Origin of the sequence: Phaeodactylibacter sp. (assembly GCF_040219495.1) — a bacterium.
Taxonomy (GTDB): domain Bacteria; phylum Bacteroidota; class Bacteroidia; order Chitinophagales; family Saprospiraceae; genus Phaeodactylibacter.
In genome coordinates, this window is record NZ_JAVJSK010000040.1 from 1 (window position 1) to 22,700 (window position 22,700).

Annotated in this window: 17 protein-coding genes and 1 pseudogene; 8 read left to right on the forward strand and 10 right to left on the reverse strand. The window is 49.8% G+C overall.

All coding sequences use genetic code 11. The features are described from left to right. The 10 genes and pseudogenes from RIC19_RS05515 to RIC19_RS05560 all read right to left on the reverse strand — a co-directional run. Window positions 1-2,414 (reverse strand): annotated as a pseudogene (locus RIC19_RS05515) (hypothetical protein); the annotation flags it as partial. Window positions 2,415-2,535: 121 nt separating this feature from the next. Continuing rightward, a complete protein-coding gene (locus RIC19_RS05520; RefSeq protein WP_350177294.1) occupies window positions 2,536-2,694 on the reverse strand; it encodes a hypothetical protein in 159 nt (52 codons plus the stop codon). A 141-nt stretch (window positions 2,695-2,835) separates the two neighbouring features. Continuing rightward, window positions 2,836-3,510, reverse strand: coding sequence for a hypothetical protein (locus tag RIC19_RS05525; RefSeq protein ID WP_350177295.1), 675 nt, complete (start codon window positions 3,508-3,510; stop codon window positions 2,836-2,838). A gap of 126 nt (window positions 3,511-3,636) precedes the next feature. After that, the gene (locus tag RIC19_RS05530; protein WP_350177296.1) at window positions 3,637-4,107 is read right to left on the reverse strand and encodes a hypothetical protein; all 471 of its coding nucleotides are present in this window, start codon (window positions 4,105-4,107) and stop codon (window positions 3,637-3,639) included. After that, entirely contained in the window at window positions 4,092-6,164 is a 2,073-nt protein-coding gene (locus RIC19_RS05535) for a hypothetical protein (protein WP_350177297.1), read from the reverse strand. The genes RIC19_RS05530 and RIC19_RS05535 overlap by 16 nt, the downstream gene beginning before the upstream one ends. A gap of 25 nt (window positions 6,165-6,189) precedes the next feature. Further along, window positions 6,190-7,056, reverse strand: a complete 867-nt coding sequence (locus RIC19_RS05540) for a T9SS type A sorting domain-containing protein (protein WP_350177298.1) — start codon at window positions 7,054-7,056, stop codon at window positions 6,190-6,192. Window positions 7,057-7,067: 11 nt separating this feature from the next. Then, complete coding sequence (locus RIC19_RS05545) at window positions 7,068-7,976, reverse strand: fibronectin type III domain-containing protein (RefSeq protein ID WP_350177299.1); 909 nt, start codon at window positions 7,974-7,976, stop codon at window positions 7,068-7,070. 250 nt (window positions 7,977-8,226) lie between these two features. Next, a complete protein-coding gene (locus RIC19_RS05550) occupies window positions 8,227-8,412 on the reverse strand; it encodes a hypothetical protein (RefSeq protein WP_350177300.1) in 186 nt (61 codons plus the stop codon). 100 nt (window positions 8,413-8,512) lie between these two features. Then, entirely contained in the window at window positions 8,513-9,277 is a 765-nt protein-coding gene (locus RIC19_RS05555) for an SH3 domain-containing protein (RefSeq protein ID WP_350177301.1), read from the reverse strand. After that, the gene (locus tag RIC19_RS05560) at window positions 9,277-11,457 is read right to left on the reverse strand and encodes an OstA-like protein (RefSeq protein WP_350177302.1); all 2,181 of its coding nucleotides are present in this window, start codon (window positions 11,455-11,457) and stop codon (window positions 9,277-9,279) included. Before RIC19_RS05560 ends, RIC19_RS05555 begins: the two co-directional genes overlap by 1 nt. A 243-nt stretch (window positions 11,458-11,700) precedes the next feature. Here RIC19_RS05560 and pheT point away from each other — a divergent pair, with 243 nt between their 5' ends. From pheT to RIC19_RS05600, 8 genes are all read left to right on the forward strand, one after another. Further along, window positions 11,701-14,148 (forward strand): phenylalanine--tRNA ligase subunit beta, encoded by a 2,448-nt coding sequence (gene pheT, locus RIC19_RS05565; protein WP_350177303.1) that lies wholly within the window; start codon window positions 11,701-11,703, stop codon window positions 14,146-14,148. A gap of 174 nt (window positions 14,149-14,322) precedes the next feature. Then, window positions 14,323-14,640 carry a coiled-coil domain-containing protein gene (locus tag RIC19_RS05570; RefSeq protein ID WP_350177304.1) on the forward strand — a complete coding sequence of 106 codons (318 nt, stop codon included), beginning with the start codon at window positions 14,323-14,325 and terminating at the stop codon, window positions 14,638-14,640. A 26-nt stretch (window positions 14,641-14,666) separates the two neighbouring features. Further along, window positions 14,667-14,945, forward strand: a complete 279-nt coding sequence (locus RIC19_RS05575) for a cell division protein ZapA (RefSeq protein WP_350177305.1) — start codon at window positions 14,667-14,669, stop codon at window positions 14,943-14,945. A 253-nt stretch (window positions 14,946-15,198) separates the two neighbouring features. Beyond that, window positions 15,199-16,881 (forward strand): ribonuclease Y, encoded by a 1,683-nt coding sequence (gene rny, locus RIC19_RS05580; protein WP_350177306.1) that lies wholly within the window; start codon window positions 15,199-15,201, stop codon window positions 16,879-16,881. 557 nt (window positions 16,882-17,438) lie between these two features. Further along, complete coding sequence (locus tag RIC19_RS05585) at window positions 17,439-18,956, forward strand: T9SS type A sorting domain-containing protein (protein WP_350177307.1); 1,518 nt, start codon at window positions 17,439-17,441, stop codon at window positions 18,954-18,956. A gap of 236 nt (window positions 18,957-19,192) precedes the next feature. Continuing rightward, on the forward strand, window positions 19,193-20,746 hold the full coding sequence (locus RIC19_RS05590; protein WP_350177308.1) for a T9SS type A sorting domain-containing protein: 1,554 nt from the start codon (window positions 19,193-19,195) through the stop codon (window positions 20,744-20,746). Between the two features lie 132 nt (window positions 20,747-20,878). Then, entirely contained in the window at window positions 20,879-21,070 is a 192-nt protein-coding gene (locus RIC19_RS05595; RefSeq protein WP_350177309.1) for a hypothetical protein, read from the forward strand. Between the two features lie 61 nt (window positions 21,071-21,131). After that, the gene (locus tag RIC19_RS05600; RefSeq protein ID WP_350177310.1) at window positions 21,132-22,694 is read left to right on the forward strand and encodes a T9SS type A sorting domain-containing protein; all 1,563 of its coding nucleotides are present in this window, start codon (window positions 21,132-21,134) and stop codon (window positions 22,692-22,694) included. Window positions 22,695-22,700: the final 6 nt, after the last annotated feature.

Here is a 22,700-nt window from a genome sequence, read left to right on the forward strand (position 1 = left end):
GCGTGGGCCAGGACTTGCTCGCCTATGGCCAGCTCGCCGGCCAGGCGCCAGTCTTGGGCGGTGGTGGAGTAGATGGGGTGGTTAGAAGTGACACCCAGGGTGTCGCCGCTGTCAAATTCTAGGGTCCAAACGTCATTAGACTGGTGTGTAAAGATACCGGTTACTGGGCGGAATACAAAGCCTTTGCCGGCGTCTTCGTCTTCGGGGCGCTTTTGGGGGAGGATGTGCTTTATGGAGGTGATGCGGAAGGGGCCGGAGATGCCCTGCTCGGGGAGGTTCATGTTGACTATGGCGTCAAGCTGGTAGCCGCTTTGGGTGATCCAGTCGGTGTGCAAGGCTAGTTTCGCGGTGGAGGTGCCATGGACTTCCTCGAAGATGACTTCGTGCCAGTTGGTATCGTCTAGTTTGTATCGGTCTCTTTGTCTTTGTTGAGGGCTGGTGTAGGAGTCTTCACTAAGCGTACCAGAGTAAAAATCTTCATCTGTCGATACAATTAAATTATTCTGCTGGTTTACAGTTTCATGTGCAACTGTCCAGCTTAACAAGGGAACCTCCTGTATCGGTATTGCCATAAAAGGCATAGTTGCTGCTAAGGCGTAAGTTTTACCTGAGTCCGTAAAAGAATTACTAGCCATTAACACCGGGGTGTCCTTTATGAAACATCCCTTACCTAAAATTTTACACCGATTAATTTTAGCTCCTAAGCCTACAATATTGGCGGATTGATTAGAAGCCTTAGACAGCATTGCGCCTACTGATGATTTCGGGCTTTGTATAATCCCTTTGAGGTAGCTAGCAATACCAGTCAGATATTTCCCTCCTTTCGCAGCGATGCTGCCTCCCCCTGAAAAAACAGTTAAAATCACGTCAAATGCAACTACTCCTACTCCATAGCCAGCATCGGGAGTTAAGGCTAATAATTCATTATTGAACCAATCTAGAATGGCTTCTCCTATACCAGTAACAATACCAAGGAAAGCATTATAGATGTTTGTTGCAGAAATTTTTTCAACAATCTGGTTATAGACATTAACAAGCTCTTTAATTGTTTGAAGAGCAATATCAATATCTCCTTCAATTTTTTCAAAAACAGAAGTTAGGCTTTCATGCTCTTGATAATGCACCCATAAATCTTTACAATATGCGACGGTACTATCCCAAAAGCCTTTCGGCACTGCATATAAATCGTATATTATTTTTAAAGTAGCGATTAACCCATCTAATACCCCTACTGCAATACCTAATTTAAACTTATTAGCAGTGCTCTGACCAGAATTCTTTACAAACTCAAGAAGGCAGGTTTTTCCCCATTGAGCATTTAAGGAACAATTTAAACTTCTGCTCTCTCCTCCTCCCCCTTGTAAAGCTACGCCACCACTCGTTTCAATCTCTGGCAACCATTCATTTAATACAGTCTCTACGTAATTGCTGACTATTATTTCTGCTTCTATCTCAGTCAGGTTATTACGAGACTTGACATACATCGAGTCGCTTTCTCCTGCACTTTCATTTCCCTTTTTATGGTGAATCCACATCACAAAATGACGACCGTCTCCTAAAAAAGATTGTTCAGCTTGATCAAGTTCTGAGGTTGTGTTGTCACTATCTGTGACAATATATGAACGATTAAAATTTTCAAGTATAAAGTTGTTTCCACCTGCCGTAGATGAAATCATATCGCGCAGCAAAATAGCGTTACCGTTTATTGATACCTCTAAGCCAGTATAATCATATACGTGATCATTAGGATTGACGCCTGCGCCAAAATATGCCCCATTGCTTGCTCTATCATAGGTTTCGTTTGCCTTGACTGCATAACTTGTAAACCCGGCAATTCCCATCGTGTTCCCAAGGTTAAAAGTTCCTGCTTGCAAATTTTCAAGTGCTGTCTTAAAAATAGCCAAACCCTCCCTTTCAATCGTAGCATTATTAGTAATATAAAATCCTTGGGCTTCTCCTTCTTCATTGATAGCTTTAAGTATCTCATTCCTTATAGCTTCTCTTTCAAATGGGGATAGGGCCCCAAGGACGCCGCTTCCCTGCGGGAGCTTTAGCTCAACCCTATATTTCAGTATTGAGTTTTTTGAATGGTCTTTTGCGATAAGCAAATAGCTGGATAACTCCTGGTCAAGTGTAGCCACCGCATTTTCATGCACTTGGTCATAATAATCAAAAGGGTCGACATAAGCTAATAATGGATAATAGTCATGCCCTACAATGCGAAAATCTGACATTCCTATATCTTGTAAAATCGATTTTATATTACAAGCTTCAGTTTCCAATATTGAGTTATATAAATTATCTGCTGCTCCGCTATCTGTTTGACGAATTTCATAACACTGCTGCTGAGAAAATACAATGAGTGTTTTCGCCATAAGAAAAAAGAACAATAAAGCATTTTTTTTAGAAAACATATCATTTGCTTTTCAGCTCAAAAATCCAATTTTTTCTGTCTTTTTAGAAAAAACCATGAAATCTAAAGCTTTATGAAAAATAATTTAACAAAGAGGCATTCTGCTGAATGAACATGCAACATCAAAGTTTCTCCACAACCACCACCCGGCGCACCCCATCCACCACCACGGTCACCCAGTAAAGCCCAGGCAGCCACTTTTCAGTAGACAATGGGTAGGTGTGTTTGCCGGCAGTGCCATCGTAGCGGGGGGGGGGCGCTATCGTAGGTAGCTGTGGCAATTCGGCGGTCTAAGGGATCCAGTACCTCCACCTGTATGCGCTTGGCGAAAAAGTTATCGAAGTGCTGCACGAAAATAAAATAGGTGAATCTTAATTTTAGCTTTTTTTAGCAACATCGGCATTTTCAGCTGTGGTGTCTCACTAAGAATCGTATAAAACATTTTCTCTAACGGTCAACAGCCACAACTGACCTACTTTATGAAAGTAGTGCACGTATTTGTATTCAGAAGAAAGGAATAGCCTCATATACAAAACCGCTTTTTCCCCCGTTTCATCAACGTAGACCTCTGATAGGAAACAACTGATTGAGGCGTGACGACGATCGCAGGGCTCACCAGAACGGATAAGTTTACCACCCATTTTGCTAAAATCCAATTTTGAATAATCTATGCTTTCGTTCAGCGCTTTTTTATTCCTTCCCAAAAACATATTCGCTCGGGTAACACTTTCAGCAGGAAATAGCTGACTAATCTTCATACTATCTAAAACGCCCACATCCACTATGACACATTCTCTTTCTGTAAAATTGTGATCATTGTATAAAAAATATAGCGTTGAATAACATGGCATAGTATCAAATGCAGGTATGCTATACTCCGAAAAGAATGCTTCAAAAGTATCTTTACTAAAAGAATCATCGTAATCTTGCTCACAAACCTGGCGAGGTATAAACTGGTAGGATATCGCTGCATTTATTATCGCCTCCTTGTCTGTAAGCTCAATGCTCACCTTTTGATTAGCAACATTTTTACAAGAATGAAGCAATGGTGAAAACATGCAAAGCAACCAACAAATGATTGTAACTAGTTTGTGCACGGCAATTGTATATTTTGCTTGAGCAGTTCGTGTAGATCCGCCATTTTATTTTCTATGTTAATCTTTTTGTTGTGGTGGCTGGAGGCTTAGGTTTGGTGTGCATGCTGCGGGCAGCGGGGGATCGGGTCAGTCCCCTCGCCAAAAACTCAAGAACGCGTTTCTCCACTTTTTCATCTTCTCCCATCCGCCTACCATGAACCAACTCATAGAAAAAAAAACCAACCCTAGTAAAAAAATAAACTCCCAAAAATCATTATCACCAGTATGTTTTAAAACTCCACCTAATCCTCCAGTCAACAAAATCATTGTTACAACAGCTATTGCCACGTTAAACAAATAGAGCAAAAACAGATATTTGACTTCAAACGAAATTTTAAAAAACTTCACCCAAAGGGGAACTATTAAGAATGAGTATAACCAAGATAAGAGGTAAATACCAGGGATATAAACTAGTACCCAATAAAAAATGGAATAATATAGCCAACCTGCCTCATTCCAAAGCAATGACACCAAACTAAACAATAAAACTAAGTTTGGTACAAGTATTGCACCAAAGAAAATACGATGGGCTTGACGTTCAATTAGTCGCAACAACATGAAACATTATCGATTGGATAGTCTTGTAATAGAAGTTGATATACATCACCTGGGTACTCTGGTCTTTTAATTATTGGAAATTGCACCTCTGCCGAACCTCCCCAACCAGGCGTATTCACAAAATTTGCCACACCTTGAACCATGCTGCTCCAAAGTGCATCTGCACCACTGAAACCTATCTTCTCTAAAACATAACTTATTGTTTTAGAGGCAAGAACGTTGTTAGGAGGACCAAATTGAGAATTTATCGGCCAAAATAGTCTATCAGCCCCTTTTGTATAAATCGTCATATGACCATTTGAATCCACGATAAAACCAAACTGCCTGTTTCCACTAACAGGATGGTACCCATCAAGATCACTATCTAAAGGAAAATTAGGAGCTTCTAAAGTAGAAAATATCCAACAACACCCTTCTTGATACTGCGAGCAGATAACTGAGCCATCATCTCCTAAAGCTGAAACATCTAATATGGGTGTTTTAATATCAATTGAAATAATAGTTTCCAATGGATTGTCAGAAAGCCATAAGGCTTCGTCCAAAAAAGATAGAGGATGAAACTCCGAGTTACTATTATCTACAAATTCATTGATATTTTTTCTAAAGTAGTTGAACAATTCTTGAGGCTCCCACTTTTCTGTAGTACTTGCACTTTTAAATGGCATTTCCGTGATCAAAACTGAAAAATAATCTAAATTAATGGAAGGGGCTCCTGAATATTGAGTAATACGCTGCAAATCCCACCCTTCTCCCTGAGCCTCAATTTTATCTAATACGTTTTGCGGCGGTACAAAGCTTGCCAAATCTGACCAATCGGAAATAGCATTCGGCGGATCACCACAATTTACAAAAAACGATGGATTATTCAACAACTCCTCAAATAGCTCTTCGCCCCTTTCATATTTGACTTGATAATCTTCGTTCTTTAGATCAAATATTACCTTAGCATAAGGTCCTGCATCCGGGTGTGCATGATGTTCACTGCAAAAACCTAATAACCACAGAGCGCCCTCTAGATAAATCCCCTTCGTCTTCACGGCAAGCTTAGCCACATTATCAGTATACACCACACTATACCATATCCCAACGTCACTAGCCGCGAAACTAGCTTCAAGCGCGTATTTATCAGCTCCTGCGCCTCCGCCTGAACGCAAAGAGGGATCACCACTATCTGAGCAAAACATAGTCTGGTCAGTTATAGCTGCAAAAAACACCTGCCCCTCTTCCGAGTAGCTTTCGCCTAAACTTGATAAAAAATCGAACAAAGTGTTCACATCGGCCCCAGTGCCGTCCTCCAGTTGAAAGCTGGAATAACTGACTGAAAGTTGAACTTCACCATTACTTAATCCGTGAACGTTGCTATTAATTTGATACGGATAACTGCATAAGCATAGTGAATCTAAGCCATTGCTGCTTGGGGTGACTTCGCAGTCATAAGTAGTGAACCCCGCATAATCATAATAGTCTATAACATCATTATATGTCCAACTACAAAGCGAGCAAGAATTTCTCAGGCCAGGATCACAACATTCAACAATATCTTGAACAAAAGTAGTAAGCTTCTCGATACCTGCTTCTTCAGCGATAGCTGCCGAACCTAGCTCGAATGCTTGGGCTACAGCCGTTTGCACTTTAAATTGGAGGACATCAAAGTAATCTGATTCGTAACAAATAAAGCTCCCCTCCTCCGGCAAGCTCACCTCCACCCAAATCCGGCCCAGCCCACTATTATTACTCAACTCCCGACCAAACAACAAAAAATACGGTGATTCCTGCTCCACTTCAGCAATCTTGTCCTGAAAGACCTGTGGCATCCCGCCCTCATATCCCTGCTGATGAAGGTAAAAGCCGAAATCATATACCGCAAAATCGTTTTGGAATTCAGTGGGGAAGACCTCGCGCAGTGCACAAGCTGCGGTATCTAGCTGTGCCAATTCGTCAGAGGTAAAGGATTGACCGGTGGCATTATCAAGCTGGATGAAGCAGTTTTGGGATTGACCTGTACTGCCGAGAATAAAGAGGCTGAAAAGGAAGAGGAGCGATTTAATTCGGACCATAGTATTTTACAATTTTAGTCTTTCTTTATAATTTCTCCACAACCACCACCCGGCGCACCCCATCCACCACCACGGTCACCCAGTAAAGCCCGGGCAGCCACTTCTCAGTAGACAAAGGGTAGGTGTGTTTGCCGGCAGTGCCATCGTAGCGGGCGGTGGTGATTTGCTGCCCGAGCGCATTCTGTACGGTGGCGGCTATGGGGGTAGCAGCGGGCAGCTGCAGTTCCAGTTGCAGCCAATCGGTTGCCGGGTTCGGGAAGACGCGCAGGGAGGACAGGATATCAGCTTCGCTGACCAGCGCTGCCTGATCAAAGTCCAGTAGCAGGGTAAACCCATCCGCTTGCCCGCTGGGGCGGTTCCCGGAGGACAAAGCATAGTTATTGACCCAGAGCAGGTAGGTCTCTCCAGCCTGCACTGTGATTGGGGACAGGTAGTTTCCATCGGCATTATCACAGCCAGAAGCGGCAGCATTGGTTTCTACATTTGCTTTGAGCCCGGTAGCGCCCATACAGGGCGTACTGAATGCGGTAGCGCCTCCAATATTTGGCCCGGCGGCTGTGCAGCGTATAGCTGTGCGGCTCTGGCAATCGTCCCCTTCAACTTTGTAGAGGATGAAGTCGAGGTCATCCCCTTCATTGAGGGGGATGAGATCGAAGGCCAAGCGGGCATCTACCGGGGCCGTAAACTGGACCCATGCCGGGTGAGTGACAGGCAACCCTTCAGCCCGGCAGTCACTGGGATGGGGTGGGGTATCCGCTGCTACCCGGCTTAAGGACGGGACGGTGAGCATGGTTTCCTGGGGGCTGAGCACGGTAGCCTCCGCACAGTCCTGCGCCTGGCTCAACCAGGGCAACAGGAATAAAGCGATAAATAGTATTTGGAGTCGCATCATAGTCCTTTCATTTAATAGATCACAATGACTGATTCAGAGAGTGGGGACACTGCACCATCAATGTACTGGGCTTCGACCCGGTAGGTATAGGCGGTCCCTTTCTTTAGCCCACCGTCGAAGAAGAAAAAGTGGTTGCCGTCAACGATGCCGGAGTCGATCCCTGACTGTGCACCAAAACGTTCCTGGATTTTCTGAAAGACTTCGAGTGTAACGACGCCTTCATCCGGCCTGACCATACGGTAGGGCCGTAATACCCCATCGGATGCGGAACGGTATATTTGGTAACCATAAATTCCATCTTGTTCAAGGAACTCCCAGACCAGCGCAGCTTCTCCACGGCCATAAAGGTATTGTTGGCCAGGCTGTGCGCCTTGGGGATTGTTTGGAAATACATTACTGGAAGGATTGACCGTTAATACAGGCAGATTGGTTAGCACCGCAGAATCTTGTTCTAAGATCGTATGTATAAGCAAGCGCAGATTCAAAATCTCGCCCCGAACCGAGCTGGCTAAGGGACGGGCAGTCAATATTTTAGAGCTGGATTTGAGCCCTGCATCGTCTTCCGCCAGTAACCGGTAATCGTAGTTGTATTGATAGGAAGCTGTGGAGTCTTCGAAGTATATAGGTTCTCCGGCTGGTAAGGTAGTCAGGGTTTCCCATAGGTAGCCCTGGTTTTTCTTGCGCTGCAATTCATGCTGCACCAAGTCATCACTACTGCTTGCGATCCCCTCTATTTTCAGGTAGCCGATCCGGGGCTCAATGTGTGAGATGACTGGTGGTGAGGGGGGGATGATATCGGGGCGCTCTATACTGACGATTAATTGGTTGGCCACGGCAAACCTACTCAATACCTGCCCGTGTCTCGTCGCCTGTGGGCTTTGACCACCGGAGACTGTACTTAAAGGCAGGAGGGTCAGCATTTAGGCTGGGAAGAGGCTTACGCTTGCCCTTACAAACTACGCTTTGTCAGTGGCCGATGTCGCAAATCCAAGATCCCAGACGATGAATGTCTGGATCAACGACCTGGCATTTATCGTTCCCCGTGCTAGTCGTCAGCGCCAGTAGGTGACCACTTCGTATTGGTTATAACAAGGCAGGGGTATCCTTCGCACATCGAAAATGGACTTGTCACAACCACCTTGAAAAGCCCCAGCATAAAGCATCTGTTTTTTAATGATCCCTATTTTCAAACCTTTCAATTGGTAGCTTATAATCTCTTTTGTTGATGTTTTTCAAGCTATCTACTATATAGGTGGCTGATTTAAGCTCTTCTCCTTCTTTGCCAAACCCTGTCCAGCCTCTACCTATACCATACTCAAATACTACTACCGTATTCGAATCAAGGTCTAAATCCATGAAATTAAAGGCTAAGACTTGCATCAAGCCACCGAACCAGATTATCTTTATTGTGCAAAGGATAGACATATGTCATCCCCTGAAATAGTATGACACTCCCCTACACCTCCGCCACCAAATCCTTAGGCAGCCAGCCCACCGTCGTATCGCTCAGCTCCACTTTATACCAGCCACTGATTTCATCCAATATGGTCAGAGTCTCGCCGCCGTAGAGGGTCAGGACGGGCTCACTTTGGGCATCGGGAGCCACGTGCAGGGGTGTTTCTTCTGCCATTAGGACGGCTTTGTGGTGGTAAAACTCCTGCTGCGCCCGACCGTAGGCGAAGCCGAAGGGCAACAGGCAGAGGAACAGGGCGGTGATACCTGCCAGGAAACCGGCTTTGCGCTGCCGGCGCTGAGGAGCGAATTGCCAGGCGGCCAGCCCGCCTACGCCCAGCCAAAACAGGAGGAGACCGAGCACGGCCCAGCCGCGGGTGCGCATTAGGTGCTGCACGGAAAGCCAGGTGCGGACGACGCCCGATTGCCGGATTTGAATATTCGAAGCTTCGAGTTGTTCCTGTACCAACGCCAGATTGGATTGTACCTGCTCATTGGCGGGGTCGAGCCGGAGGGCACGCTCGTAGTTGAGGACCGACATGGGCAGGTTGCCGTTGCGGTAGTAGGCGTTGCCGAGGTTGTAGTAGAGGCCCACACTTTCGTACCCCTCGGCACGGAGGGCTTCGTACCGGCTGATGGCGGTTTCGTAATCTTTGTCGTGGTAAGCATTATGTCCGGCTTGCAGCAGCTGTTTTGGTGAAGACTGTGCGGCCAGCAGCCCAATGCCCATTCCAAACCATGCCATGAATACCATCCACTTTTTCATCATTATTGCTCGTCGTTTTGTTTTTCTGGTGTTGGGGGTTGTTCCGTAGTGGCCGCCGGAGCGGAACCCGGCAGGCCTTGCGCAGGGGGTACGGCAGGGTCTCCAGGCGGGCTTGCCGGGGTTTCCGGAGCCTCCTCGTCCAGCCCCATCGCTGAAGGTGGTACCCCGAGGCTATCCTGCGCCAAAGAGTCCGCAGCTGGGGTAGCCGCTTTGGGCAGGGGCTTCAGCACCCGTTTTTTCTCCGGGCGGAACAAATCTGCCAGGCTGTCGGGCCGGTACTGCGTTTCCCAAAAGAAACCGTCAAGCCTTAAGGTATTATGATTGGTCTGCCCCATCGGCAGCATCTCCGCTTTGGGCTGATTGAAGAATTTGATCCGCTCCACCTCGTTATTCCCGAAGTACAGCATCATCTCACTGCATATCGTCTTATTGACGCCCACATAGCCGCCAGCGTCGTCCAGGGCATAATACACCGATTCGGCATTACCGTTCACTGCCATACGCCGGAGTTCCTCTTCTTCGAAAAAAGCGGTCACGTACTTGCCCTTTATCTGATTGAACATGATCTCATCGGGGGAGTTAACGATCAGGGCGTTATTGCGCAGGAAAATGCGGTCTATACTGCCGTTGCTGAGTAAGATATTGACGGTATCGGCATCAAACTGCGAGGTATCCGCCCAGACAATGGGCTCCCGGAACAGCCGGAAGGTGGAATCCCGGGTACTGTAAGACAGGGAGTCGCAGATGGCCTGCATATTGCTTTTGTAAATGCGCACATCAGGATAGGCCCGCAGCAGACGGGCACTGTCGGTGACAAGGGTTTCCGTGATGAGGGTGTCGGCAATGAGGGAGTCTATGACCAAAGTATCTGTGGCCAGAGCATCAGCCCATAGCGTATCGACGGTAATGACGGTCTCCACAATCAGGGTATCGAAAACGTCCTGCAGTGCCAGCAGGGTATCGGATGCCATAAATAAGGAATCCCCGTCCACTATCGTGATGAGCATAGGCCGGCCATTGCGCCCTCCGAAGGCTTTGAGGTAGTCCGATTTCCGGTCATAATCGGCCGTATCGCACATAATGGTCAGGTCTGCAGAGGTGTCCCGCCAAATCACAGCACCGGTAGCGATGCCGATGCCCCGTTCCTCGCTGTAGTCCACCTGATCGGCTTCCAGCAGCTGCGGCGGATCGCTAATGCGGGAGCGGCCGCGGGTGGAATAGGTCTCCTTTTTGGCATCGTAGACGATCTCATCGGCAGCGATATCCTGTTTGTCATCTTTGTAGCGGGCATTACCCACGAGTACGGTGCGGTCGGCTTCCTGATTGTATTCGATCACATCGGCCGAAGCTTCGCGTGCGTTTTCTTTAAAAATAGCATTGCCCCGCAGAATATAAATATCCCGGCTGCCGTCGTAGCGGATAGTATCAGCCACAGCGAGCTGATCGCCTTTTTGATACTGCGCGTTTTTAGTAAACTCTGCCACGTTGTTTTCCGTATCGTAAAACCCGTCTTCGCAGTACAGCTTGGTCGTATCGCTATCGATCAGGGTGGGCCCCAGAAAGTCCACCACCTTTGTTTCTGTATTGAAGCCGAGGGTATCTGAAAGCAGGGTGAAGGCCGAATCGATTACCACGACGCTGTCTTTGAAGTAGATTTGCCGCTCATCCACGTAGTAATAGCCCTTTTTGCTGGTCAGCTGCGTGCTGTCGAGGGTGAGGGTGGCGCCGTTTTCGTAAGTGGCCAGCTTGAGGTTGAGGTCGTAGGTCAGGCGGTCGGTGAAGAGGCGCTGATCACCCTTTTCCAGTATGACATCCCCGTAGAGCTCGGCGATGCGGGTCGCCCCGTCGTAAACGGCAGAGTCTGAGAAGACATTGAGGGAATCCCCCTGCTGAATGATGACGTTGCCATTGGCATACACGCGGGTTTGGTTCTCAATACGGGCGGTATCACAGTACATGTACACGCTATCCTGCCGCAGCTCGACGTTGCCGTTGAGCTTCTGAATAACCGTATCTCCCGACTGAATGTATTCAAACAGGTCGGCATGGTCGACTTCCACTTCCTGCTTAGCCGTGTCCTGTGCCGGAGCGGCGGGCTGTTGCCCAAATACCGGAAAAGCCACTAGCAGCAGCAGTGCGATACAGTATATTTTCGGGTTCAATAATGGCATAGCTTCTTCCATGAGGTGCAAACTTCCGACTTTCCCCGCACTTCCCTGCGAAAAACGGGCTGAAATCTCCACGAAAACGTTGAGAAAGGCCCTCCCGCTTGCTTCCCGGAACGGGTTAACCCTTTTTTAACGTTGTGAAAAGGCAGACTATCGCCAAAATCAGCTCAAAGAACCAGATTTGTGAGGACTCCCCCTCCATATAGGTTGTAAATCCCCCATTCGTCAGTATATTTGTGCCCTTACAAAACTACAGCAATGAAAGTATCTCTGAACTGGCTGAAAGAGTATATCGATATAGAGCATAGCCCCGGGGAAGTCTCGGCTATGCTCACAGGTATTGGACTGGAAGAAGAAGGCATGGAGCGGGTGGAAAGCATCCGCGGCGGACTGGAAGGTGTGGTCGTGGGGCATGTCCTCGAATGTGGCCAACACCCTGATGCCGACCGCCTGTCCCTGACCAAAGTGGACGTAGGTGGGGAAACGCCCCTGCAGATCGTCTGCGGTGCGCCAAATGTAGCGCAGGGACAGAAAGTGATGGTGGCTACCGTGGGGACGACTTTGTACCCCGTTGGCAGCGAAGAGCCGCTAAAGCTCAAAAAAGGTAAGATCCGCGGGCAGGTGTCCGAAGGCATGATCTGTGCCGAGGATGAACTGGGCACCGGCACGAGCCACGATGGCATCCTGGTGCTGCCGGAAGACACCGCAGTGGGCACCACCGCACGGGAGTACTTCAATATCGAAATCGACCACGTTTACGAGATCGGGCTGACGCCCAACCGCTCGGATGCCACCAACCACCTGGGCGTAGCTAAGGACCTGGCAGCCTACCTCAAAGTCAACCACAGCCACAACGACGGCGTGCACCTGCCCTCCGTCGACGGCTTCAAAGCGGATGACCAAAGCCTGCCGGTCAGCATTGAGGTGGAAGATGCCGAAGCCTGCCCACGCTACGCTGGCCTGACGCTAAAGGGCATTACTGTTAAGGAGTCCCCCAACTGGCTCAAAAACCGCCTGCTCTCCATCGGGCTGCGGCCCATCAATAATGTGGTGGACGTGACCAACTTTGTGCTGCACGAGCTCGGTCAGCCCCTCCACGCCTTCGACCTGGCGAAAGTCAAAGACCACAAGATTGTCGTAAAAGCTTTGCCGAAAGGCACCAAGTTCACTACCCTCGATGAAACGGACCGCGAGCTTACGGGCGAAGACCTTATGATTTGCAATGGCGCCGGCGAAGGCATGTGCATCGCTGGCGTGTTCGGGGGCATAGGATCTGGCGTGACGGAAAACACCACGGATGTCTTCCTGGAATCCGCTCACTTCAACGCCAAGTGGGTACGCCGCACAAGCATGGGCCACAACCTTCGCACCGATGCGGCCAAGGTATTCGAAAAAGGCAGTGACCCCAATATCGTGGTGTACGCCCTAAAGCGCGCCGCTTTATTGATGAAGAAACTGGCTGGAGGAACAATTTCCAGCGACATCACCGACCTCTACCCCAACCCGGTCAAACCGGTGGAAGTAAAAGTCAGCTATGCGTACACCAACCGCCTGATTGGTATCGACATTCCCAAAGAAAAAATCCACAGCATCCTGGAGGCCCTGGAGATGGAAATCCTGGCAGACGATGGGGAGACGTTCACCGTCGCTGTGCCCACCAATAAGTCGGACGTAACGCGGGAAGCCGATGTAATTGAGGAAATCCTGCGCATCTACGGTTACAACGAAGTGCCCATCCCTGAGCAGGTCAAGACCGGGCTCAACATCGCCCCTCAGCCCGACCCCAACCTGCTGCGCGACAAGATCGGCGACTACCTGGCGGCCAATGGTTTCAACGAAATGATGGCCCTGTCCCTGTCCCGCTCGCAGTACTACAAGGAAATTTTCGAAGGGCTGGCCGACAACAAGCTGGTGTACATCAACAACACCTCTACCGTGCAGCTCGATATTATGCGCCCGGATATGCTTTTCAGTGGGCTCGAAGCCATTCTGCACAATCAGAACCGGCAGCAGTCGCGCCTGAAGCTGTTTGAATTTGGCCGCACCTATCAGCACGGAGACAACAAGATCGACGAGCAGCAGCACCTGAGCCTGTTCATGACCGGCGAGCGCCACCCGGAAACCTGGCTGGGCGTACGCGAAGGCGATGCGGATTACTACGCCCTGAAGGCTTTTGTGGAAAATATCCTCGCCCGATTCGGGCTGCAGGGCTATCAGGAGACAGCGCTGCGGGACAACAGCCTGGCCTTCGGGCTGGAATACCACCGCGGTCCGCGGACCCTCGTCCGCTTCGGCAAAGTCAACCCCAAGCTGGTCAAGGCGATGGACATCCGCGGGGAGGTCTTTTACGCCGATTTCAGCTGGGACAACCTCATGAAAGCCCGCAAAAAGTATAAATTATCCTACGAGGAGCTGAACAAATTCCCAAGCAGCCGGAGGGATTTGGCCCTGGTTATTGATAATTCTGTAAAATTTAGTGATATTGTGGCGATTGCCCGCAAGGTGGGCAAGAAGCTCATTAAGGATATCAACCTTTTTGACGTGTACGAAAACGAGGAGCAGCTCGGCGCCGGGAAAAAGTCCTACGCTGTCAGCTTCACATTTGAAAACCCTGAGAAAACGCTCAAGGACAAGGAAGTGGACAAGGTGGTCAATCAGCTGATTGCCGACTATGAGTCCAAACTTGGTGCTACGATCCGTCAGTAAGAGCTTGTTGGGATTTCGCTTTCGTTGCGAACGTCGCCAAATTTAGTTCCGAATAAGGCGCGATGAAGGAGCATAGCCTGAGCTACGTGACTGAAGAGCAACGAAATGCAGTGCAAAATTTGGCAAGAGCAGTCCGAAGTGTGGAATCCAAATAAGCTCTAAAGGCAGGGTAGTATGATGACCCAAAGTCCCAAAATGAACTTTTTAGAGCGCATTGACAATATTGAACTAAAAGTCCGGCAGCTCGTGCAGCGCATGGCGCGCCTGAAGCAGGAAAATGCCGGGCTCAAGGAAGAAAACCAGAAACTCAAGGCCGACCTGGACCGCCAACGCGGTGCAGTGAGTGCCTTAACCCATAAGTTGGAACAAACGCAGCGGTCTCTGGACACGCAGCGGGAAGGACAACCTGAGCAATCAGATCAGCTGAAACAACAGCTTGAAGCATATATTGAAGAGATCAACGCTTGTATTGAGTGGCTACATAAGCAATAGGAATGAGCAGAGGGCAAGACAAGGAGATGAAACATATTACCGTGCTGATTGCCGGCCGGCCGTACCCACTCAAAATAGATGTGGCAGATGAACCTGCCATCCGCAAGATCGTCAAAGAGGTCAACGAGAAAATCAACCGTTTTCAGTTGACCTATACCAATAAGGACAAACAGGACTGCCTGTCGATGGCACTCCTGACTTATGCGGTCGACTTGCACAAAGCCAGAAACTCCGGAGGCAATGACCCCGCCCTTTCCGGTAAACTCTTTCAATTAGAAGCTTTGCTGGATCAGATGCTTGACTAGGCCTTTGCAGCCCCCTTGGCAGGGGATCTGTAAACGCTAACCTTTCCCGCTGCGGCGTTCTGCCGCTCGTTTTTCCTGAAATACCGGAATACCCCTGTGTTGGCGTAAGCCCACCTCCCCTCTTTTGGGAGCGCTGCGGCCCGTGCTGACAAGGTTATTATACACCAAATACAATTCGGTGGGCCCTGTAAACCATTAGAACGAACCGGTTTTGATGGTTCAAAAGCCACCGCATCACTAATCAACACCAATTATGGATATAGGAATAGGAATCATTATTGGGTTAGTCGTTGGAGCCATCATAGGCTACATCAGCGTTCAAATGGCCCTGAAAAGTGCCAAACAGAAACGCGTCGACGAGATCAACTCTACCGTAGACCAGGAAGTCAAAGAGGCCCGGCTGACCGCCAAGCGCCTGATGGATGAGGCCGAAATAAAAGCAGAAAAGATCACTTCTCAGGCCGAAGCCAAAAACGAGAAGATCAAACAACGCAAAATCCAGGAGGCGAAGGAAAAATTCAGCCGCTTAAAGTCTGAATTTGACAGCCAAAAAGCCGACGAGATGGTCGAGCTCAAGGAGCGCAAAATGGAAATCAAAGAGCTCGAGTCTGACCTGCGCCAAAAGGAAAAAAGCTTTGGCGATAAAGTCAAAGCACTCGATAATCAGCGCTCAGAACTCGAACAACGCGAAGCCGATGCCATCGCCCTGCGGGAGAACCTGGAAAAGCAGATGAAGGTGATGAACCGCAAGCGCGAAGAACTGGAAGCCGCGAGCGAACGCCACATCAAAGAGCTGGAAAAAGTCGCTAACCTAAGCGAAGTGGAGGCTAGGGAGCAACTCCTTGAAGCCGTCAAAGCCAAGGCAGAAACCGATTCTATGGCCCTCATCAGAAACTCTGTGGAGCAAGCTAAAATTACTGCGAATAAGGAAGCTAAGAAAATTGTTATTCAGTCCATTCAGCGTATGTGCGCGGAGTACACGATTGAGAATACCGTTTCGGTCTTCAACCTCGACTCCGACGACCTGAAGGGGCAGATCATTGGCCGGGAAGGCCGGAATATCCGGGCGCTGGAAGCCGCTACCGGTGCGGAGATCGTTGTGGACGACACGCCGGAAGCCATCGTAATTTCCAGCTTTGACCCCATCCGCCGGGAAGTAGCCCGGCTGGCACTCAAGCGCCTCGTAGCCGACGGCCGTATCCACCCGGCACGCATCGAGGAAGTGGTGGCCAAAGTCCGTAAGCAGCTAGACGAGCAGATTGTGGAAATCGGTGAGCGTACCGTCATCGACCTGGACCTCCACGGGCTTGACCCTTACCTCGTGAAGATGGTGGGCCGCATGCGCTTCCGCTCTTCCTACGGGCAGAACCTGCTCAAGCACTCCATTGAGACGGCCAACCTCTGTGCCATCATGGCTGCCGAGCTCGGCCTGAGCCGCAAGCAAGCGAAAATGGCCAAGCGGGCTGGCCTGCTCCACGATATTGGCAAAGTCGCCGAGGAGGAAACAGAACTGTCCCACGCCCTGCTGGGCATGAAGCTCTGCGAAAAGCACGGCGAGCACGCCGTAATTTGCAACGCCGTAGGTGCCCACCACGATGAGGTAGAGATGAACAACATCCTCTCCCCTATCATTCAGGCTTGTGATGCCATTTCCGGTGCCCGCCCCGGTGCGCGGCGCGAAATCCTTGAAAGCTACCTCAAGCGCATTGGCGAGCTGGAAGAATTGGCGATGGAGCACGAAGGCGTACAAAAAGCTTATGCGATGCAGGCCGGCCGCGAGCTGCGCGTCATCGTAGAATCTGAAAAAGTAACCGATCAGCGGGCCGACGAGCTGTCGTTCCAGATTTCTCAGAAAATCCAGGACGATATGCAGTACCCCGGGCAGATCAAAGTGACCGTCATCCGTGAGAAGCGGGCGGTGGCTTATGCGCGGTAGTTCATAACTGGTTAGCTAGTCAAGCGATCCCCTGTCCGATGTATTTGGACAGGGGATTTTTTGTGGTGCTCTTTTGCGTGTCATGCAGGGATTGCCATCGGATGGTTCAGCAGTACCTTCTCTATATCCAAAAAGACAGACCGCGCTATATTCAATGGGTGAAACAGGTTATTCCAGCTCTTTTTGCAACTCAAAGCAAAGCCATACGTTAATTCACTTAAATTTATTCCACCGGAATTGGCACTATCTCGTTTTTTAGCTACATTGTAACCACAACGCGTTCCAGCTGCTCGCTCGAATGCGCCTCTCGTAACTAAATGGCATATTGTAGTATGAAAATGGCTTACCGCATAATACTTTTACTGCTAGCAGTGGCTTTTTCTTCCACTTCGCTACGTGCACAGACGAAAAGAATACTGCATGAATTCGGCCTTTACGAGGGGGTGCGGTCATTGATTCAAACAGAGCAGGATCACTTTTTGGTGCACAATAGAGGGAGGGAAAACGGCGCTCCAATTTTTAGGAATAAACTTTTATTGCTCGATAAAGACCTTGACATGCTCGGGTACTATCACCTTCAGCCAGTACCGAATATTGACATTGGCTATATGCTGGGGGTAAGAGAGCGGGGAAATGGCGGATTCCTATCCTTTCAGAAAAGCCCGTTTTGCCAAGGTTCTGATTTTTCTTTTCAGTTTTTAGATTCCACACTATCGACTCAGGAGGAGATCAATGTAACGGGCATCCGTTATCATAGATTTCACGATGGACGCTTCTCCGATGGTAGTATTTTAGTGGAGAGGGACGATAACAATTTTCTCATCAAGTTGAATGAGCAGGGACAGGTAAGCTGGCAACATCCGTACGAAGAAGAGTATATAATTAGCGCATCAGTTTTACCGGACGATCACGTTATTGTGTATTCCAGCGGGTTCCACTGGGTGTCAATTCCCTGGCTTAGAAAGTTGAGCGAGGAAGGAGAAGTGTTATTGGAAAAGGACTTATCCAGTTTGGCCAAATCCTTTACAGCGGAAATGAGAACGCTTGGTCCGGACAAGTTCCTGCAGTTTTTTGAAGGGGTGGTCAGAGTGTTCGATTCAGACTCTTTAAATCTACTGCATTCCTTAGAAATAGATGAGGGACTGAAAATCGTTGATCTGGAGGCAGGAGGTGAAGAAGTAGTCATTCTTTTATGGTCTAATGCTGAATCGGTATTTACAGCCAAGCGGTACGATGCGGCGCTGAACTTGCTGAATGAATACGCATTGCCGCCCTCAGCAGCCTACGAGCAGGTTGCGTTATCCGGAGACAGCATTTTGCTGGCGGGTACTTTTAGGTACGGCGGGGATTCACCGGCAAAGGGGAACAAAGTACCTTTTTTGAAGTGGTTTGGCTTTTCTTTGCCGGAAACTTTCTCTGAGAGAGATGTTGGCGTGGAAGGCGTTAGTATTGACGCCTTCGAATTTCTTTCCGCCGACCAAGAGGTTGATTTCCTGCTTTCCGGGGCTACCGTAAGCGTTCGTAACCATAGCGACACCATAGTCAATAAATTGACTCTAAACCTGGCGCTGCCCCCTCTGGAAAGGGAATGCGTCACTCCATTCTTTCAGCGGTTCGCTCATACCTTCGAGGAGCTTGGTCTGATGCCGGGGGAGGAGGTGGACTTGGAGTACCCACCTGTGGTCACCTCATTTGCCGAGCCAAGCGACAGTTTACTTGAGTTATGTTTCTGGGCTTCTCTGCCAGATGACCATCCTGACCTCAACAACACGAACGATTATCAGTGTCAGTCTTTACTGGTCACCAGCAGCAAATTTCCTGAAGTTCGGGCAGCAACAGAACTACACCTCTTCCCCAACCCCTCCGCCGGACCTGCTCAGCTGTCTTATCGCCTGCCAGGTCGGGAAGCTGGCGAGGTGCGGATGTACAACAGCCTGGGGCAGGAGGTCGCCCGCTACCCACTGCAAGCGCAAGGAGGGCAAATACAGCTCGACCGTCAGCCATCCGGTGTGTACTTTGTGCTGCTGTATCAGCAAGACCGCCCGGTACAGCGGGTAAAGTGGGTACAGCGGTGATGGCAACGTACACAATGAGGCTATACCCCGCCCGTGGACATTACAACCTCGGTAATTCCATTTATCAACAGAGTCAGCAAACTGCCGGGCAGCAACGCGGTGTCTACTATTGCATCTTGCAACAAGGCGCCTATCACTCTCCCGCATTGAAAGTACTGCTGATTGACTAATCTTCCAGCCAGAGCCGGCCGCTCTACTCAAAGAGCAATGGCTCTGGCTGTTTATATCCTTATATAATGCGATACCTACTCTTTTTCTTTTTGCTAGTGATAGTACGTAAAGGCTTGGCTCAGTCCGAATCATTTAATCTTAGGATAAATGCGGGCTATCCCTTTCAGGAACTTACTACCATACTTCCTACCGACAGCTGCTATTACGCAAGTGCAGTTGTAACGGATAGCACTGGCGGCTTACTCACAATAGGCAGCCTCTTTTTAAAGCTTGATTTAACAGGGCAGCTGCTCTGGTCTCAACAGCTGGGCACTCCAAATAAATACTATGAACTTTGGGGCGAAGGGCTTTTCCCAACAGTCGACAGCAGCTTTGCTGCTTTAGGGATAGTACGAGATTCCATTAGAAAAGGGGTATTCATCAAATACAACAGCAATGGCGACACCTTGCTCACTAAAGAATATAAAAGCCCATTTTACCCCGATGAGCCCTTTATTACAGCTCAGGCTATGCACCCGGACAATCAGGGAGGTTTCTTCCTCCTATTCGGTGTTGATGCTCAACCTGACGGAGTCAATGCTGAATATTTCATGATTCATGTAGACATAAATGGAGAAATTTTAGCAACCTATAATTACGGCACTCCTCTGACTGATATTCCTAAATCTCTATTAGTACACGCTGATGGGGCTTTAACTCTGGGGGGCTCTCAGAGTAATATTACCAGCGTATCGCAAAATTTCATTTACAGGTCTCATATGCTACACCTTGATGAATCCCTTAGCCAGCTTTGGCAGTATACCACTCCCTCGAATGAATTATACAATCATGCCAACGCCCTCCTCCCCACCCCCGATGGCGGCCTCATCGTCGGCACCGGTAAAGGCGTGGAAAATTTTGATGCCGGATGGGTAGAATGGCACCCCTGCTTCTTCAAGCTCAATGCCGACCGGCAGATGGAGTGGGTAAGGGAATTCCGGAGCCCGCTGCGAGGTCCTATTTTTTCCACCGTTAAAATTGCGGCAGCGGCAGACAGCAGCGGGTACGTTGGTGTCAGTTGGACTGCCGACGATGTTTCCATTGAAGTGCTCAGGCAAGGCACCTGGGTGATGAAAACCTCCCCACAAGGTGACAGCCTCTGGGTGCGCTACTTCACGCTTTTTGATGAGGAACTGCTTGCCCCGGAGCCCATGGACCTCAAGGCCACCCCCGATGGCGGCTACATCGTCTGCGGCGCTATCGACCCGCCCGATGACGGGGGCGTCCACCCTCTGCGCTACGGCTGGCTCCTCAAGCTCGATGAGCACGGCTGCCTTGTGCCCGGCTGCCATCTGCCCAACAGCACGGCACCGGAGCCCGGCATCCCGCCACGGCTCGCCCTCTTCCCCAACCCCGCCCGCGATTTCATCAACTTTGAGCTGCGCGGTGCCCGCCCTGACCCCGACGGGGCTTTCCGCATACTCGATGTGCAGGGGCGTCTTTTGCAGGATATCCCGGCACGGGAAGCCCTGGGCACGGTGGTGGTGCCCGTGCACGATTGGGCAGCGGGGGCGTATGTGGTGCAATACCTGGAAGGCGGGCAGATCAGGGCAGCGGAGCGGTTTTTGAAGGTGGAGTGAGCAAGAGGCAAGCCTCCATTTGCAATCTCAGGCCGCGATTCCATAATCGCCGCTTGAGTCGGCTTGGCACAACCAGGCAGCTGCACGCTTTAAAAAGCTGTATTTTACTGCCCTAAACCTAAAATGATGAATATGCTGCTTTTGACCCCTTCCATTCCGCACCGCTGCGGCAAGCAGGGCAAGCTCACCGCTGCGCTCAATTGCGGGCCGGGCACCCGACAGCAGATTTGGCGAACCACTGGGCAGCAGCGCGGGCTTTACTATTGCATCCTGCAGCAAGGTGCCTATCGCTCCCCGGCACTGAAAGTTTTACTGATTGACTAACCTTCCAGCAGCGCCGGTTTTAATATTATCATTGAACCGGCGCTCAAAATCCCTGCCGAATATGAAAAAACTAATTTGGGCTGTATTACTGCTTTGGTGTGGTTGTTCCTTTGGCCAAACGACTACCTTCAATAAAAGAGTAGATGTAGGTTACCCGTTTCTGAACATGACAAAGATTCTGCCGACAGATAGCTGTTATTATGCAGTTGGAGCTATCACAGACACTACAGGCGGAGCTACCGTTGGCTGCCTTTTTCTGAAATTAGACCTTCAGGGGCAAATTATTTGGCAAAATCCGTTGGGCTCGCCTCATAAATTTTTCCGTTCATGGGGGTCTGGGCTATTCGCTGTAGGTGACACCAGCTTCGTGACCATGGGCCATACCACCGACTCTATCAGTAAAACGGTAATTTATAAATACAACCTGGACGGCGACACCGTCTTTACTAAAGAGTTTTTTAGCCCTTTCCACCCGGAGGAAAATTTTATTTCCGCAGCAAATTCTATACATCCGGTAAATGATACTTCCTTTTCAGCCTTGGCCGGCGTTAACGGGGCACCGGGAGGGGCAAACATTGAAATCTACTGGATCCGATTGCATGAATCTGGGGCAATTATCAACAGCAAAGTTTTCTCAGGCCCACTTCAAAATATACCTATGTCTCAGGTAATTAGGAACGGTGAAGAAATAATCATTGGTTCTGGAAAAAACAACCTTGGGCAAGTTTCTGAAAATTTCACTTTCCAATCTTATTTGCTTAGCATTGACTTACAAGGAAACATTAACTGGCAATATTCAACACCTTCGGTTGATTTGTATGATAACGCCCGCTCCCTCCTCCCCACCCCTGACGGCGGCCTCATCGTCGGCACCGGTAAAGGCGTGGAGACGGCTATCAACAGCAGCAGCGGCCGCGTAGACTGGAACCCCTGCTTCTTCAAGCTCAATGCTGATAGGCAGATGGAGTGGGTCAGGGAGTTTAGGGGCCGGACAATGGGCCCCATTTACGCTATTGTGAAAATCGCTCAGGCAACGGACAGCAGTGGCTATCTTGGTGTCAGTCGGATTGCCGACTTCGAGTCTGCCGAAGAACCCCTTAATGGCATGTGGGTCATGAAAGTATCCAATGCAGGCGATAGCCTTTGGGCACGGCACTTTACACTCATTGACGAAGAGCCCGGCATGCCAGAGCCCATGGACCTCAAAGCCACCCCCGACGGCGGCTACATCGTCTGCGGCGCTATAGACCCGCCCGGTGACGGGGGCGTCCACCCCCTGCGCTACGGCTGGCTTCTCAAGCTCGACGAGCACGGCTGCCTCGTGCCCGGCTGCCACCTGCCCAACAGCACGGCCCCGGAGCACGGCACCCCGCCACAGCTCGCCCTTTTCCCCAACCCCGCCCGCGATTTTATCAACTTTGAGCTGCGCGGTGCCCGCCCTGCCCCCGATGGGGCTTTCCGTATCCTGGATGCGCAGGGCCGGCTTTTGCAGCGTATCCCGGCCCGGGAGGCCCTGGCCACGCTAGTGGTGCCCGTGCAAGATTGGGCAGCGGGAGCTTATGTGGTGCAGTATTTAGAGGGCGGAAAGGTCAGGGCAGCGGAGCGTTTTTTGAAGGTGGAGTGATAGTCA